At 73.2% G+C, this 14,788-nt stretch carries 13 protein-coding genes; 5 read left to right on the top strand and 8 right to left on the bottom strand.

Annotation, left to right across the window (positions count from 1 at the left end):
- Positions 1–2 precede the first annotated feature (2 nt).
- From ACWCXX_RS15900 to ACWCXX_RS15915, 4 genes are all read right to left on the bottom strand, one after another.
- The gene (locus ACWCXX_RS15900) at positions 3–2,150 is read right to left on the bottom strand and encodes a bifunctional serine/threonine-protein kinase/ABC transporter substrate-binding protein (RefSeq protein WP_451127470.1); all 2,148 of its coding nucleotides are present in this window, start codon (positions 2,148–2,150) and stop codon (positions 3–5) included.
- 6 nt (positions 2,151–2,156) lie between these two features.
- A complete protein-coding gene (locus tag ACWCXX_RS15905) occupies positions 2,157–2,996 on the bottom strand; it encodes a hypothetical protein (RefSeq protein WP_451127472.1) in 840 nt (279 codons plus the stop codon).
- Between the two features lie 210 nt (positions 2,997–3,206).
- On the bottom strand, positions 3,207–3,833 hold the full coding sequence (locus ACWCXX_RS15910; protein WP_451127474.1) for a GNAT family N-acetyltransferase: 627 nt from the start codon (positions 3,831–3,833) through the stop codon (positions 3,207–3,209).
- A gap of 142 nt (positions 3,834–3,975) precedes the next feature.
- Entirely contained in the window at positions 3,976–4,860 is an 885-nt protein-coding gene (locus tag ACWCXX_RS15915) for a peptidase S1 (protein WP_451127476.1), read from the bottom strand.
- 336 nt (positions 4,861–5,196) lie between these two features.
- On the opposite strand from ACWCXX_RS15915, the gene ACWCXX_RS15920 reads away from it, so the two are divergent.
- Positions 5,197–7,656: a GTPase-associated protein 1-related protein gene (locus tag ACWCXX_RS15920; RefSeq protein WP_451127478.1), complete on the top strand. Its 2,460-nt coding sequence runs from the start codon at positions 5,197–5,199 to the stop codon at positions 7,654–7,656.
- 160 nt (positions 7,657–7,816) lie between these two features.
- On the top strand, positions 7,817–8,296 hold the full coding sequence (locus ACWCXX_RS15925; protein ID WP_451127480.1) for a hypothetical protein: 480 nt from the start codon (positions 7,817–7,819) through the stop codon (positions 8,294–8,296).
- A gap of 51 nt (positions 8,297–8,347) precedes the next feature.
- On the opposite strand, the gene msrB is transcribed toward ACWCXX_RS15925, so the two are convergent.
- From msrB to ACWCXX_RS15945, 4 genes are all read right to left on the bottom strand, one after another.
- Entirely contained in the window at positions 8,348–8,755 is a 408-nt protein-coding gene (msrB, locus tag ACWCXX_RS15930; protein WP_451127482.1) for a peptide-methionine (R)-S-oxide reductase MsrB, read from the bottom strand.
- Between the two features lie 9 nt (positions 8,756–8,764).
- Positions 8,765–10,159 carry a UDP-N-acetylmuramate--L-alanine ligase gene (gene murC, locus ACWCXX_RS15935; RefSeq protein ID WP_451127484.1) on the bottom strand — a complete coding sequence of 465 codons (1,395 nt, stop codon included), beginning with the start codon at positions 10,157–10,159 and terminating at the stop codon, positions 8,765–8,767.
- A gap of 61 nt (positions 10,160–10,220) precedes the next feature.
- Positions 10,221–10,673: an indole-3-glycerol phosphate synthase gene (locus ACWCXX_RS15940; protein WP_148840020.1), complete on the bottom strand. Its 453-nt coding sequence runs from the start codon at positions 10,671–10,673 to the stop codon at positions 10,221–10,223.
- Between the two features lie 147 nt (positions 10,674–10,820).
- The gene (locus ACWCXX_RS15945) at positions 10,821–11,585 is read right to left on the bottom strand and encodes a pyrimidine reductase family protein (RefSeq protein WP_451127486.1); all 765 of its coding nucleotides are present in this window, start codon (positions 11,583–11,585) and stop codon (positions 10,821–10,823) included.
- A 37-nt stretch (positions 11,586–11,622) separates the two neighbouring features.
- Between ACWCXX_RS15945 and zapE the strand changes: the two genes are divergently transcribed.
- The 3 genes from zapE (at position 11,623) to ACWCXX_RS15960 (ending at position 14,776) form a co-directional block, all read left to right on the top strand.
- Positions 11,623–12,762: a cell division protein ZapE gene (gene zapE, locus ACWCXX_RS15950; protein ID WP_451127488.1), complete on the top strand. Its 1,140-nt coding sequence runs from the start codon at positions 11,623–11,625 to the stop codon at positions 12,760–12,762.
- A gap of 81 nt (positions 12,763–12,843) precedes the next feature.
- Positions 12,844–13,269, top strand: a complete 426-nt coding sequence (locus ACWCXX_RS15955; protein ID WP_451127490.1) for an OsmC family protein — start codon at positions 12,844–12,846, stop codon at positions 13,267–13,269.
- 127 nt (positions 13,270–13,396) lie between these two features.
- Positions 13,397–14,776 (top strand): alkaline phosphatase PhoX, encoded by a 1,380-nt coding sequence (locus tag ACWCXX_RS15960; RefSeq protein ID WP_451127492.1) that lies wholly within the window; start codon positions 13,397–13,399, stop codon positions 14,774–14,776.
- Positions 14,777–14,788 lie beyond the last annotated feature (12 nt).

The raw sequence follows: 14,788 nt of genomic DNA on the forward strand, positions 1-14,788 counted from the left end.
GGTCAGTTCTTGGTCTCGGGGGCCGGGCCGAGGTAGCGGAACGCGCCGTCGCGGACCCCGTGGAGATGGGCGGCCATCCCCTTGAGCCGGTAGTCCTCGCCGAAGGCGTAGGTGCGCGAGACGCCCCGGTACGTGACGGTGGCGATCTTCGCTACCAGGGCGGACCGGGCGGGCGGCCGGTCCTTGCGGGCGAGGGCGGTGAGGGCGGTGAGGAGCAGTCCGGCCGCGTCGTACGCCTCGGCGGCCCAGGGGGCAGGGGCGCCGCCGTACTTCTTGCGGTGCGCGGCGGTGAACTCCTTCGCGGCGGGGGCCGTCGCGCCGATGCAGGGCGAGACGAACTCCCATTTCTCGGCGGCGGCCCCGGCGTCCTTCAGGAAGCGGGCGCCCATGGCCGTGTGCATGGCCATGCGGGGGCCCGCGTAGGAGGTGGCGGCGAGCGCCCGCGCGGCACGGGCGGCCCCGGCCTGGTCCCCGGCGTAGAAGAAGGCGTCGCTGCGGTGCGCGAGCAGGTCGGCGACGACCGGGACCAGGTCGCGGGTGCCGGCGGGCACCACGCGCGGGTAGGTGGTCCCGTCGGTGGTGTTGACGACGGTCCGGTTCAGGAGGTAGCTCATCATGAACGCGGACTGGCCGCCGGCCCGGTCGAGGAGCACGCCGAGCCGTTGCACGTCGGGCCGGAGCACCAGCCGGTTGCGGATCGGGTACGCCAGCGCGGCGTCGGACGGGACCGCCTGGAAGAAGGACCTCATGGACCGTACGGCGAAGGTGAGTTGCTGGGACGACACGGTGACGAGCGGCAGCATCGCCTCGTCGTAGGTGCCGAGCACCGCGGTGGTGACGGGGTCGTCGGTGGGGCCGACGACGGCGAGCACGTCGCGGTCCCGGGCGAACCGCTCGGCGACGCGTACGCCCGCGGCGGCCTCGCCCCGGTCGTCGAGCGCCTTCACCCGGAGGGTGAACGGTTTGTCCGTACGGGAGTTGAACCGGTCGACCGCGAGCCGCACCCCGCGCTCCTGGGCCCGCCCGTCCGCCGCCCGGGGGCCGGACAGGTCGGCCTGCACGCCGATGGTCCAGGTCCGCACGTCCGCCCCGGCCGCGCCGGAGCTCCCGGTGTCGTCGTCGCGCAGCCACTCGCGTACGGCGAAGGCGCCGCCGGCCGCGGCGGCCACCGCTCCGGCGCCCGCGAGGAGGAGCAGCCTGCGCCGGGCCGGTGCGGGGGCGCGGGCCCCGGGGTCGTCGGCGACCGTGGCGTCGATGCCGGGCAGGGCCAGGAGCGCGGCGGACCGCTCGGCGATCAGCCGTACGACGTCCTCGGGGAGCCAGTCGATCGAGCCGTTCGGGGCGTCCTCGACGATCCGTGCGTCCAGTGCGGCGGCGGTGGGCCGCGCCTCGGGTTCCTTGGCCAGCAAGTCGCCGAGCAGGGCGCGCAGTTCCGGTTCGCCGACGCCTTCGAGGTCGGGTTCGTCGTGGACGGTGCGGTAGAGCAGGGCGTCCACGGCGCCGCTCCCGAAGGGCGGCCGTCCGGTCGCGGCGTACGCGAGGAGGCAGCCCAGCGAGAAGACGTCACCGGCCGGTCCGACGGCGGCGGCGCCCTCGGTGGCCTGTTCGGGTGCGAGGAAGCCGGGGGTTCCCACCACCAGGTCGGCCGCGGTCAGTGCGGTGGCGTCGGTGACCCGTGCGACGCCGAAGTCGATCAGCCTGGGCCCGTCGGCGCCGAGCAGGACGTTGCCGGGTTTGACGTCGCGGTGGACGAGCCCCGCCGCGTGCACCGATGCCAGTGCGCGGGCCAGCAGCCGGCCGAGGACCCGGACGCTCCGGGCGGGCAGCGGCCCGCAGCGGGCGACCACCTCGGACAGCGCGGGTCCGGGCACGAACTCGGTGGCCAGCCAGGGGCGTTCGTCCTCCGTGCCGGACCCGGTGATCCGGACCGCCCAGGGGCTGTCCACCCGGCGCGCGGCCTCGGCCTCGCGCCGGAAGCGGACCCGGAACTCGGCGTCCCCGGCGTGTTCGGGCAGGATCACCTTGACGGCGGCCAGCGCCCCGTCGGCGGTCCGGCCGAGGTAGACGGCGCCCATGCCACCGGCTCCGAGCCGCCCCAGCAGCCGGTGTCCGCCGATCCATGACGGGTCCGAGGCCCGAAGCTCCTCCATGTGCCCTCAGCCCTTCTTCCCGACGGCCTCGTCCAGCCGTATCAGCATGGCGCTCTGGGCCCGGACGGCGAGGTCGCCGACCTTGCCGTCGGCCCAGCCCCTGGAGCCTTTGGAGGTCACGGCGAAGGTGAACCGGAGGATCTGGTCCTGTTCCCAGAAGTACGGGTGGGGGCCGCCGAGTTCGGTGCTGCGGTATTCGCCGGATTCCATCAGCGAGTCCTCGGAGTTGGTCTGGTTGGCCTCGCCCCGGGCCAGGGCGCCCGCGCCGAGCCCGCCGATGAACTCGCCCTGGCGCAGCTGCTGCGTCGGGCAGCGCATCGACTCCTCGATCGATTCGGCCATCTCCCACCGCGCGCCGTCGTCCGTGCGGTGGACGGTCACGATCGCGGCGAGCCGCAGCGGCCCCTTGCCCTTGCCCGCGGGCACCTCGAAGGAGCGGGTGAGGGTGGCGAGGATCCCGCGGCCCGGCTCGCGCTGCTGCCATACGCAGTCGGCGTCGAGCACCGGCCAGGTGTCCGGACCGCTTTCGTACGGGGTGCGCGGGACGACCCCGGGGCCGAAGTCCTCGGGGTCCGCGATGACCTGCCCGATGAGGTCGAGGGCCGCTTTCCGTGTGGTGGGCAGCCGCGCCGGGTCGGCGTCGATGACCGGCTCGCCCGTGGCGCCGGGCGTTTCCTTCCCGCCCTTCCCGGTTGCGGTACCGGCGGACGGGGAGGCGCTCGGCCGCCCCTTCGCCGCGTCCCCGCCCCCTGCGCCGCCCCCGCCGCACGCGGTCGCCAGCAGCAGCGGGACCGCCGCCAGGACTCCGTACCCGCGTAACCCGCGTATCGCCCCGCCGCACGCCATGATCGGCCACCCCCGCATCCCAGAAGTCGCGTCGATCCTATGAGTGCGGAAGGGGCACGGCCGGTTCCCGGGGAAACTGTTGCGCCATCAAGACATCCGGAGGTCCCGGACGGGTGCCGGCGTCGGTGACGGTCCGACAAGTCGGTTGCCTTGCATGGGAGTTGTCGTCACCGAACCGGCGTACGGAGGTGTTGTCCGGGCTACTGGGCCCTAATCCCCGGCAGGTTCCGGGTCGGTGGCCAGGCGGGCGTGCAGGTGCTCGTCGTGGTACTTGCCGTCGCCGAAGACGTGGGAGTCGCGCAGGGTGCCCTCGGGGAGGTAGCCGCAGCGGTCGGCCACCCGGCAGGACGCCTCGTTCCCGACGGCGTGGGCGATCTCGATGCGGCGGGCGTCGGCCGTCGCGAAGCCCCAGCTCGTCACCGCCCGGGTCCCCCGGGTCGCGAGGCCCCGCCCGCGGGCGGCCGGCAGCAGCCAGTAGCCGATCATCGCCAGTCCGTCCTCGCGGTCGACCCAGCGCAGGTTGACACCGCCCAGCAGGGTGCCGTCGGTGGCGTCCAGGGCGGCGAAGGGGGCGGCAGCGCCGCGTTCCCACACTCCGTCGCGTGCTTCCACCCAGGCGCGGGCCGCGTCCCGGTCCGCTGTCGCCAGGGGGTTCCAGAGGGCGATGTCCGGATCCGTCCCGGCGGCCACCAGGCCGTCCAGCACGGCTTCCGAAGCGGCGTCCTCCCGGTTCCAGGGGCGCAGTACCACGTCCCCCAGATCGAGTGTGGTGCGGACGAAGGACTTGCGGTCGACGGGACCGGGGTTCCGGGCGGCCTGCGGGGAGGAAGTGCTCATGGCTCCTTCCTACCGAACCGGCAAACCTCTGGCCAGCGATTTTCTCCGGAACGGCGGTCCGGGGACGGCACCGCGCCGCACACCGAAGTCGGCGCTGGTGAACGGCGCGGCGGGTCTCACGGTCATCCGCCGGACGGTGGGGTCAGGAGAGGGCCAGTTCCGTCACGGCGCCCGCTTCCAGGACCCAGGTGGCGCTGAGGCCGCCCTCCTTCACCCGCGCCTCGCCGTTGCCCTTGAGGACGCCGATGCGCTTGCCCGACAGGGCGATCTGGACGGCCCGGTCGTACTCGTGCACCCAGGTGGCGCCGAGGCCGCCCTCCTTGACGTGGACCTTGCCGTTGTCCTTCAGGACGCCGATGCGCTTGCCGGACAGTTCGAGCTGGACGACGTCGTCGGCCTCCCTCACCCACGAGGCACTGAGGCCGCCCTCCTTCACCCAGGCGACACCGTTGCCGACGAGGACGCCGATGCGGTTCCCGGCCAGGTCGATGCCGATGACGTTGTCGGACTCCCTGACCCAGGAGGCGCTGAGGCCGCCCTCCTTCACCCAGGCGACACCGTCACCGGTGACGACGCCGATGCGGTTGCCGGACAGCTCCAGCTCCTTGACCTTGACGGACTCCTTGACCCAGGTCGCGCTGAGCCCGCCCTCCTTCACATAGGCGTCGCCGTTGTCCTTCAGGACGCCGATGCGGTTGCCGGACAGGGCGATCTGCTTGACGTCCGTGGCCTCCTTGACCCAGGTCGCGCTGAGGCCGCCCTCCTTCACCCAGGCGACACCGTCCCCGGTGAGGACACCGATGCGGTTGCCGGACAGGGCGATCTGCTTGACGCTCCCGGACTCCTTGACCCACGTGGCGCTGAGCCCGCCCTCCTTCACGTAGGCGTCGCCGTTGACGCGCAGGGTGCCGATGCGGTTGCCGCCGTTGCCGGAGACGGTGCCGGGCGCCGCACCGGCCGTGCTCGCGCCGGTGAGGCCGGCCAGGGCCGCGACGGCCACCGCCGCGGAGAGAGTTTTGAGTTTCAACGGAGTAACTCCAGTACGCAGAAGGACCCTTGAGCCCGCTGAGCCGAGCCCACGGGGGATTGGGCAATCCGATGACGCTCAACGACGGGAGGCACGTCCGGTGCGTGGGCCGTTGGGGTGATGGCGGCGCATCGGCCGGAGCCGTCGCGCGCCGGTACGGACCGCGACGGGGTGCGTGCGGGAGGGCGCGCCTTGATAGCGTCGCTCCCGCGATTGCGGACCGTTCCCCGCCGGGGTCGTCGCCGCGCCCGGACGACCTGCCCCGACGGGCGGGCGACGGAGCGGGTGTGCTGACGGCACGGGGACGTTCGCGGCAAGGACGAAGAGGGCCGACGCATGAGCCTCGCGCAGTTGCACTACACCTCTGCTTCCGCGGGGGACGACGGGGGCGGCGCACGGTTCACGGCGGTCGGCGCGGGCATACCCACGCCGGTGCTCGCCGAGGCCGAGCAGCTGCTCGGCTACGAGCCACCGGCCGATTCCCCCTACCACCCCACGTCCGACGAACTCCGTTCGTTCCCCGAGGCGTTCAGCTTCAGCCGACTCTCCGACGGCAGCCATCTGCTGAGCCGCGCGGTGGCGCTCGGCGGGCCGGGTTCCGGCCGTTTCCACGCGCACGCGGTGCACCTTCCGGCCGGTGACCGGCTGCCGGGCGACGCGCTGCCGGTCACGGCCTGGCGGTCGCCGGGCTGGGCCTCGGCCGCGCCGGACGGCGGTACGCCCGGCCGCCTGGCCGCGCTGCCCGCCTCCGCCGCCTTCGGGCCCGGGGCGCTGAACGACTTCGCGGTCTCCCGGAGCCCCTGGCTGGCGGGGTTCTTCGCCGATCTGCGCCGGGTGGGCGAGGAGCCGTCGCCGGTGCGGATCGTCCTCGTGGAGCGGCGGTGCGCCGATGTCGCGCGGTGGATCGCCCTGGCCGGGGCGGTGCTCCCGCCAAAGACCGCCCACCGGCTGACCTTCACCACGTACACCCGCCGCCCGGCCGCCTCCCCGCACCGGATCGTCGGGGTGCTCCCGGGCGACGCCCCCGGGCCGGGTGCGTGCGACGACGGGCTCCGGGTGCACGACTGCACCGGGGCGCCCCCGCGGGGACCGGTGGACGACGCCTGGGCCGAGACCTGTGCCCGGATCTGGCGCGGCCGGGCCCCGGAACTGTTCCGGGTGGCGGCGGAGCTGCCCGGTGAGCCCTTCTCCGCCGGGCCGCTCGCCGTCACGGCGCTCTGTGCGGGCGTCCCGCTCGGGCCCGAGGGGCGTGCCGCCGCGGCGAGTTGGGCGGCCGAGCGGCCGTACGCGCTGGACGAGGAGCGGACGCGGCTGCTGACCGATGCGCTGACCGCCCCCGATCTCGACCGCACGGGTGACGAACTGTCCTGTGTGTCACGGCTGTTGACGGCCCTGGACGGCCGGGGTGCGGCGGCCGTGGCCGCGTCGCTCGGCGCGCTGCTGGTGACGGAGGCGGTGCGCGGCGGCGGCGTCGTCCCGGAGCCGCCCGCGCGTTCGGTCTTCGCCGGGCCCGCCGGGGAGCGGGCCGCCGCGGCGCTCGTCGCGGAGCTGGGCGAGGAGCTGCGCGCCGAGCTCGGCTCCGACGTGCCCCTCGTGGCCTCGGCGCCCGGTGCGCCCGCCGGGCCCGGCCGGGGCGTGGCGCGTGCGGTGCAGCTGCTGCGGGTCGCGCGGCTGCTCGACGTGGACTGCGCGGACCTGCTCCCCGCTGTCGTGGGCCGGATGGCCCGGTCCCTGCTGGACGAGGGGGCGGGCGACTTCGGGCCGGTGCTGCTCGACCTCCTGGACGAGCAGTTCGACGTCCGTACGGCGCTGCTCGGCGAGCTGGACCGGCTCGCTCCGCGTGATCCCTCGGGGACGGAGCGGCTGCTGTCCGGGGTCGCGCTGCCGTTCACCGGGGCGCAGGCGCTGCCGCATCTGCGGATGTGCGCGGCGGCGCCGGACGCCAAGGCGGGCGGTGGCGACGACCGGGTGGGGGCACTGCACGCGGTGCTGCGCGCCGGCGGGATGTCGCCCTTCACCGAGCCGTTGGTGCTGCGTACGGCGATGGGGCTGGTCTGGGGCGACGGCACGCCCACGGCGGGCGAGGCGCGGCTGCTGCTGGGCGGGGCCACCTCCGACGCGCACCGGGCGGCCGGTACGTGGTCCGCGCTCGTGGCGGCGGCGCTCGGTGCGCCCTGCGACGACGTGGAGGCCGCCGAGCTGGCGCACGATCTGTTGCGCAGTTTCCCCGGGGAGATCGATGCGCGGGCGCGCGGTGCCCTGCTGCTCCTGGAGTTCGCGCGGGAGCTGCGGTCGGGTGCGGCGGAGCCGGACTGGGCGCAGCGGGCCCGGCGGCTGTGCGCGGCGGCGGAGCCGGTGGAGCCGGGCGTCCGTGAGCAGGCCTTCGGGGCGCTGGCGGAGCGGCTGCTGTCCCCGGACCGCCCGGAGGCGGAGCTGTACGCGTTCGTCCACGACGCCGACGCGGACCTCGTCGCGGCCTACGGCAGGGCCGCCCGCCGGGACGCGGTCCTGGCCCGGCTGCGTTCCGAGCCGGCCTATGTCGCCGACTGCTTCACGGTCTGGAGCTCCCATCCGCACGCGGGTCCCGCCTGGGGCGAGGTCCGGACGGCGCTGCTGGAGGAGGTGCTGCGGCCGGTGGTCCGCGGCCTGTCCGCGGGCGAGGCCGCGGCGGTGGAGGAGGCGGTCGGGCACCTCGGCAGCAGCCGCACGGCGGAGGCGTTCCGGGCGTGGAGCCGGCCGGGCGGTTTCGGCAGACGGCTCGGCAGTCGGCTGACGGCACGGGTGCGGCGCTCGTAGCACATGCGCGGTGGCGGGCCGGATTCGTTCCCGCCGGACCCGGCAGGCTCCGGGGTCCCCCCTCGGGGTCGCACCGACCGGTGCGGAGTTGCCGGTACCGTGGGGCGTACCGATCTCGTGTGCTCCCGGCGGGCTGCGTGACATGCCTCAGGAGGAGCAGATGACGACGAACCGCGGACGCAAGGACGTCATCCGCGACCGGATGGCCGCGACCGGCGAGTCCTACAACGTCGCCGCGCGCCGTCTGAAGGCGATGAAGGACATGGGCGCCACCCGTGCGGCCGTCCTCACCCAGCGCTGGCACCCCGCCGATTCGCCGGACGTGCCGTGCCCCTGCGGCAGCACCTGCGAGCCCGGTGAGCGGTGCGGGCGCTGCCACGCCCTCCACCGGCACGTGGCGCGGTACCCCGGCAGCGTCACGGACGTGGAGACCTGGGCGGACCGTTACGACTGCACGGGCTGCGCGTCCTCGTACGTCCTGACCGTGGTGCTGCCCGGCCGGCCGTGGGGCATCGCCGGGACGGCCCCGGGCGGGGCCGGGGAGCCGGCCGCGCGGGCGGTGGTCTTCCCGGGCGTCGCCCATCCGCTGCTGCGGCCGAAGACCGCCGGGGACGGGGACCCGGGCGGGGACGAGGGCTGACGCCCGGCCGCACCGGCCCCCGCCCGGGTCGTTCCGCCCGGTGCGCGGCCCTCAGTCCCCGGTGGGGGTCAGCCGCAGCGAGATCGAGTTGATGCAGTACCGCTGGTCCGTCGGGGTGGGGTAGCCCTCGCCCTCGAAGACGTGGCCCAGGTGCGATCCGCAGCGGGCGCAGCGGACCTCGGTGCGGACCATGCCGTGGCTGCGGTCCTGGATCAGTTCGACCGCGTCCGTGTCCTTCGGGTCGTAGAAGGACGGCCAGCCGCAGTGCGACTCGAACTTGGTGTCGGAGCCGAACAGCTCCGCACCGCAGGCGCGGCAGGAGTAGACGCCCGTGGTCCTGGTGTCGGTGTACTCACCGACGAAGGCGGGCTCGGTACCGGCTTGGCGCAGGACCGCGTACTCGGCCGGGGTCAGCTCCTCGCGCCACTGCTCGTCCGGCTTCTCGATGTCGTAGGACACGGCGCTCCCTCAGCTCGACAGGTGGTCCAGGATCTGCGGGCCGAGGTCCGTGACGTCGCCCGCTCCCATGGTGAGAACGAGGTCGCCGGGCTTCGCCATTCCCGCGATGACGCCGGGGACCGCCGCCTTGTCGTGGACGGGGGTGACGTCGGCGCCCGCGGCCCTCGCGGCGTCGATGATCAGCTCGCTGGTGACGCCGGGAACCGGGTCCTCGCGGGCCGGGTAGATGTCCAGGACCACGGAGGCGTCGGCCAGCGCGAGGGCCCGGCCCATCTCGGTGCCGAGCTCCTGGGTGCGGGAGAAGAGGTGGGGCTGGAAGACGACCAGGATCCGGGAGTCGGCCGCGGCGCCGCGCATCGCCTCCAGGTCGGCGGTCATCTCGGTGGGGTGGTGCGCGTACGAGTCGATGACCTGGACGCCCGCCGCCTCGCCCTTGAGCTGGAGGCGGCGCTTGACCCCGGTGTACTTGCCGAGGGCGGAGGCCAGGTTGTGGGCCGGGATGCCGAGGGCGACCCCGGCGGCGAGAGCCGCGACCGCGTTGAGCGCGTAGTGGCGGCCGGGCACGGAGACGGCGAAGGTGAGGTACTTCCCGTTCAGGAGGACCGTGACCTCGCTGGTCAGCCCGCGCGGGGTGATCCGGTGGACGCGTACGTCGGCGGACTCGGCCTCGCCGTAGGTGACGACGTTCAGCGAGGGGAGGGCGCGGACCCGCTCCGTCAGCTCGACGGCGCCGGGCTGGTCGGCGGAGATCACCAGCGTGCCGCCGGGGACGATCTTGCCGGTGAAGGTCTCGAAGGACTCGTAGATCTCGTCCATCGAGGCGTAGTTCGCGTGGTGGTCCAGCTCGACGTTGAGGACGATCGCGACCTCGGGGTCGTACTTCTGGAAGCTGCGGTCGCTCTCGTCCGCCTCGGCGACGAAGATCTCGCCCTCGCCGTGCGTGGCGTTGGTACCGGGACCGGCGAGGTCGCCGCCGATGGCGTACGAGGGGTCGAGGTTCAGCTCGCTCAGGGCGACGGCCAGCATCGACGTGGTGGTCGTCTTGCCGTGCGTACCGGCCACCGCGATGGCGCGCAGGCCGCCCATGAGGGAGGCCAGCGCGTCGGAGCGGTGCACGACGGGGACCGACAGTTCGGCGGCGCGCACCAGCTCCGGGTTGTCGGGGCGGATGGCGCTGGAGACGACCACGCACGAGGCGTCGTCCGCCAGATTCCCGGCGTCGTGCCCGATGTGGACGGTCGCCCCCAGCGCCCGCAGCGCCTCGGCGGTGCCCGACTCCTTGGCGTCACTGCCCGCGACCTTGGCACCCCGCTGGGCGAGGATCTTCGCGATGCCCGACATCCCGGCGCCGCCGATGCCGATGAAGTGCGGCCGTTCCATGGCGGCAGGAATACCGGGTGCCATGCGTGTGTCTCCCCAAGAAGTCGGTACGAGTACCCGAGTCGGTACGAGGTGCCCGCCCAGCCTATTCGCTGTGCGCGAAGAGTTTGAGCACCGGTACGCCGACCTTGTGACGGGCCCTGGACGCCCAGTCCCGGTGGAAGAACTCCTCCACGTAGTGCGGCGCGGTCAGCACGATGACCTCGTCCGCCTCCGCCTCGTCGACCACGGACTTCAGCTTGTCCAGGGGGTGGTCCTCGATCACCTGTCCCACCGCTTCGGAACCTGCCCGGCGCAGCGCCTCCAGCGACACTTCGAGCGCGAGTTCGGCGGGCTGTCTGGCGTTCTTGCCCTCGGGCTCCTCGCCCTCGCGGACGGCTTCCTTCAGTTCGCCCATCGCCAGGTCGTCGATCGCCCGCAGCAGCACGTCGGCCTGGTCACCGCGGGGCTGCATGAGCACGACGAAGGAGATCTGCTCCTCCCCGTGCAGGGTGGTGACGAAGTCGACATCCCCGGAAGTGAGGGGCTTCTCGATCATCAAAACGCTGGTGAACACCACGGGTGCCCTTCTGCTTCAGTGACCGTCCCCGGTCGCTGCTGAAACCATCCTTCCCCGCGCTCGCACGGGGGCTGCGAGGTAATTGTGCCCACCCGAAGCTAACCGGAACGGGTAATTCCGCTCTTTTCAGCCCTGACGGTACCTAGTGAAGAGAAACCCGGCCTCCTCCAGCAGGGAAGCCAGGACGAATCGTTCCGGCACGGTCATCGAAGGACCCCCGGCGATCCGCTGCGCGTCCCCGGCGGTCAGCATCGGCGAGAGGGTCAGACAGATCTCGTCCAGCACCCCGGCCGCCACCAGCTGGCCCAGCAGCCTCGGGCCGCCCTCGGTCAGCAGCCGCCGGAACCCGTGGTCCGCCAGTTCCCGCACGGCCCTGACCGGGTCCACCCGGGACCCCTCGCCCGCGATCACCACGTGGGCGCCGACCGTGCGCGCCTCCTCGATCCGGCCCGGCGGGGCCCCGGCGCCGGTCAGCAGGAGGGTCGGGACGAGCGGGGCGGTGAACAGCGGCATCGAGAAGTCGAGGTCCAGACTGCCGCTCACCACGGCGATCGCCGGGGCGGGCCCCTGTCCGGCCGCGGCGCGACGGGCGGCGAAGGCCTCGCGCGCCCTGGCGGGCCGATAGCCCTCCATCCGCACCGTCTCCGCCCCCACCAGGATCACATCGGCCAGGCCGCGCAGGGTGCCGAAGATCCGCATGTCGCTCTCGCAGGAGATCGGCTGCGAGCGGCCCTCGTGCTGGGCGGCCCCGTCGAGGGTCGAAACCATGTTGGCGCGGAGCCAGGGGCCGTCCTGCTCGGGGTAGGCGTAGGCCTCGGCCAGGGCGTCCAGACTCCACTCCCCCTCGTCGTCGGCCGGTGTCAGGTCGGTCACAGGGAAGAGGCGTCGCATGTCCTGCAGTCTGGCACGGCGCTTAAGGTTGAGAGTTGTGTCGTCCTCCACAGCCCTTTCGGGGCAGAGCCCCATAGCCGAAACAGCTCCCCTGTCCCTGTGTGCACGTGAGCCCCATGTACCGGCCGACCGGCTGGTCGCCGAGATGGTGCCGCCGCCGCGCTTCGACTCCGTACGCTTCGACACCTATGTGCCGGACCCCAACCAGCGGAGCCAGATCGAGGCGGTCAAGGTCCTGAGCGGCTTCGCGGCCGGGCTCGGGGGGGCACATGCGAGTGGGTCGGGCAAAAGCGGAAGAGCGCGAAGCGCATCCTTCGAGGGGTGGTGGCGGGCGACGGGCGGGCGGTTCGGGAAGAGGTCGTCGGCGCCGTCCGCTCCTCTCGGGGTCTATCTGGACGGTGGCTACGGGGTCGGCAAGACCCATCTGCTGGCGTCCCTCTGGCACGCCACGCCCGCCGAGCCCTCGCTGAAGGCGTTCGGCACCTTCGTGGAGCTGACGAACCTGGTGGGGGCGCTGGGCTTCCAGCAGACCGTGAAGACGCTGAGCGGGCACCGGCTCCTGTGCATCGACGAATTCGAGCTGGACGACCCGGGCGACACCGTGCTGGTGTCGTCGCTGCTCAGCAGGCTGGTGGAGGCGGGGGTCGCGCTCGCCGCCACCTCCAACACCCTGCCCGGCAAGCTCGGCGAGGGCCGGTTCGCCGCCGCCGACTTCCTGCGGGAGATCCAGGGGCTGTCCTCGCACTTCCGCCCGCTGCGGATCGACGGCGAGGACTACCGCCACCGCGGGCTGCCCGAGGCCCCTCCCCCGTACTCCGACGAGCAGGTCACCCGGGCCGCGTACGCCACCGAGGGGGCCAGCCTGGACGACTTCCCCGCGTTGCTCGACCATCTGGCCCGCGTCCATCCGAGCCGTTACGGCGCGCTGACGGACGACCTGCGGGCGGTCTGCCTCACCGAGGTCCAGCCGGTGCCCGACCAGTCGACCGCGCTGCGGCTCGTCGTCCTCGCGGACCGGCTGTACGACCGGGAGGTCCCGGTGCTCGCCTCGGGGCTGCCGTTCGACCGGCTGTTCAGCGAGGAGATGCTGAACGGCGGGTACCGGAAGAAGTACTTCCGGGCGATCTCGCGGCTGACGGCGCTGGCTCGCGACGCGAAGGACCTGGTGGCGAAGTAGGTTCGGGACGTACCACCGGGGCACCCGAGGGCGCCCCGGTGCTCCCGCATCAACCGCGCACACCGTTTGAAGGGAATCAGCATGGCAACCACGCGTCAGGCGCACACGGTCTGGGAAGGCAACCTGGTCGAGGGCAAGGGGGTCGTCACCCTCGACTCCTCCGGCATCGGCTCCTACGACGTCTCCTGGCCGTCGCGCGCGGAGAAGGCGAACGGAAAGACCAGCCCCGAGGAGCTCATCGCGGCGGCCCACTCCAGCTGCTTCTCGATGGCGCTGTCCCACGGCCTGACCGCGGCCGGCACCCCGCCGACCCAGCTGACCACCACGGCCGACGTCACCTTCCAGCCCGGCACCGGCATCACCGGCATCCACCTCGTCGTCCAGGGCGAGGTTCCCGGTCTCGACGAGGCGGGCTTCGTCGCGGCGGCCGAGAACGCCAAGGTGAACTGCCCGGTCAGCCAGGCGCTGACCGGCACGACGATCACCCTCTCCGCCTCGCTGGTCTGACGTCCCAGGGGTCACTTCCGGCCCGGGGCACACATGGGGCTCAGTGACCCGCATGGTTCCCGCGCGGCAATGCGCGTGATAGATACATGCGGGTCACTTCTCCTGTCCGCCAGCAGGGAGTTGCCTCATGTCATCAGAAACGTCACGCCGGTCCGCCACCCGTCGCCAGGTCCTGGCCGGCAGCGGCGCGGCCGTCGCCTCCATCGCCTTCACGGGGGCGTTCTCCGAACTCTTCGCGGGCACCGCCGCCGCCCGGGGGCACAGTGGCTACGGCCCGCTCGTGCCCGACCCCGACGGCCTGCTCGACCTGCCGAAGGGCTTCCGCTACCGGGTCCTGTCCCGGGAGGGCGAGCAGCTCCGCTCCGGCGAGGGCCGGGTGCCCAGCAACCACGACGGCATGGCCGCCTTCGCGGGCCGTCACGGACGGGTCCACCTGGTGCGCAACCACGAGAACCGGGTCACGGGAAGGATCCCGGTGCCGGTCGTCGAGGGCCTCACCTACGACCCGATGGGCAAGGGCGGCTGCACGGCCCTGGAACTGGACGGCCGCAACAACGTCCTCGGCGAACGCGTCGCCATCGCCGGTACGGCGGTGAACTGCGCGGGTGGCCGCACCCCCTGGAACACCTGGCTGACCTGCGAGGAGACCGAGGACAAGGCCGGTACCAACGGCTACGCCAAGGACCACGGCTTCATCTTCGAGGTGGACGGCGCCGACCCGCGCCGCACCGGGGCCGTGCCGCTCACCGCGATGGGCCGCTTCCAGCACGAGGCGATCGCGATCGACCCGGGGAACGGCATCGTCTACGAGACGGAGGACGCGTTCGACAGGCCGTTCGGGCTCTTCTACCGCTTCCTGCCGGAGAAACCGCTCGGCGGTACGGGCTCGCTGCGGGCCGGCGGCCGTCTGGAGGCCATGCGCGTGCCGGGCGTCCCCGACCTCTCGGCGATCCAGGAGACCGGTGCGTGCTTCGAGGGCGTCGAGTGGGTGCCCGTACCGGACCCGCTGGCGGCCGAAACACCGATCCGGTTCCAGGACTTCGGCCCGAAGGGCATCACGCACGCGCAGAAGCTGGAGGGCTGCTACTGGGGCGGGTCCTCGGTCTACTTCGTCTCCAGTTTCGCGCGCAGCGCGGAGGGGTCGGCCGCCGACCACCACGGCCAGGTGTGGCGGTACGAACCGCAGCGGCGCCGCCTCACGCTGGTGATCGTCTTCGGCCCCGACAAGGACGTCCAGCTGCCCGGCGAGTCCCCCGACAACATCTGTCTCGCCGCCGACGGCGGCCTGATGGTGTGCGAGGACGGCGACGGCGCGCAGCACGTGTTCGGGCTGACGCGGCGTGGTGAGGTGTACGCCATGGCGCGGGGCCGGCAGAACATCGGGACGCCGGAGAAGCCCGAGTGGGGCGAGTTCGCCGGGGTCACGTTCTCCCCGGACGGCGGGACGATGTTCGTGAACTGCTACACGCCGGGGACGACGTTCGCGGTGACGGGGCCGTGGCGCTGACGGACCCGGCGG

Source organism: Streptomyces sp. NPDC001732 (assembly GCF_053596315.1).

Bases quoted from the DNA above. Each gene is read 5' to 3' on its own strand.
- ACWCXX_RS15900 (WP_451127470.1), bottom strand. From the start codon at position 2,150: ATGGAGGAGCTTCGGGCCTCGGACCCGTCATGGATCGGCGGACACCGG.
- ACWCXX_RS15905 (WP_451127472.1), bottom strand. From the start codon at position 2,996: ATGGCGTGCGGCGGGGCGATACGCGGGTTACGCGGGTACGGAGTCCTG.
- ACWCXX_RS15910 (WP_451127474.1), bottom strand. From the start codon at position 3,833: ATGAGCACTTCCTCCCCGCAGGCCGCCCGGAACCCCGGTCCCGTCGAC.
- ACWCXX_RS15920 (WP_451127478.1), top strand. From the start codon at position 5,197: ATGAGCCTCGCGCAGTTGCACTACACCTCTGCTTCCGCGGGGGACGAC.
- ACWCXX_RS15925 (WP_451127480.1), top strand. From the start codon at position 7,817: ATGACGACGAACCGCGGACGCAAGGACGTCATCCGCGACCGGATGGCC.
- murC (WP_451127484.1), bottom strand. From the start codon at position 10,159: ATGGCACCCGGTATTCCTGCCGCCATGGAACGGCCGCACTTCATCGGC.
- ACWCXX_RS15940 (WP_148840020.1), bottom strand. From the start codon at position 10,673: ATGATCGAGAAGCCCCTCACTTCCGGGGATGTCGACTTCGTCACCACC.
- ACWCXX_RS15945 (WP_451127486.1), bottom strand. From the start codon at position 11,585: ATGCGACGCCTCTTCCCTGTGACCGACCTGACACCGGCCGACGACGAG.
- ACWCXX_RS15955 (WP_451127490.1), top strand. From the start codon at position 12,844: ATGGCAACCACGCGTCAGGCGCACACGGTCTGGGAAGGCAACCTGGTC.
- ACWCXX_RS15960 (WP_451127492.1), top strand. From the start codon at position 13,397: ATGTCATCAGAAACGTCACGCCGGTCCGCCACCCGTCGCCAGGTCCTG.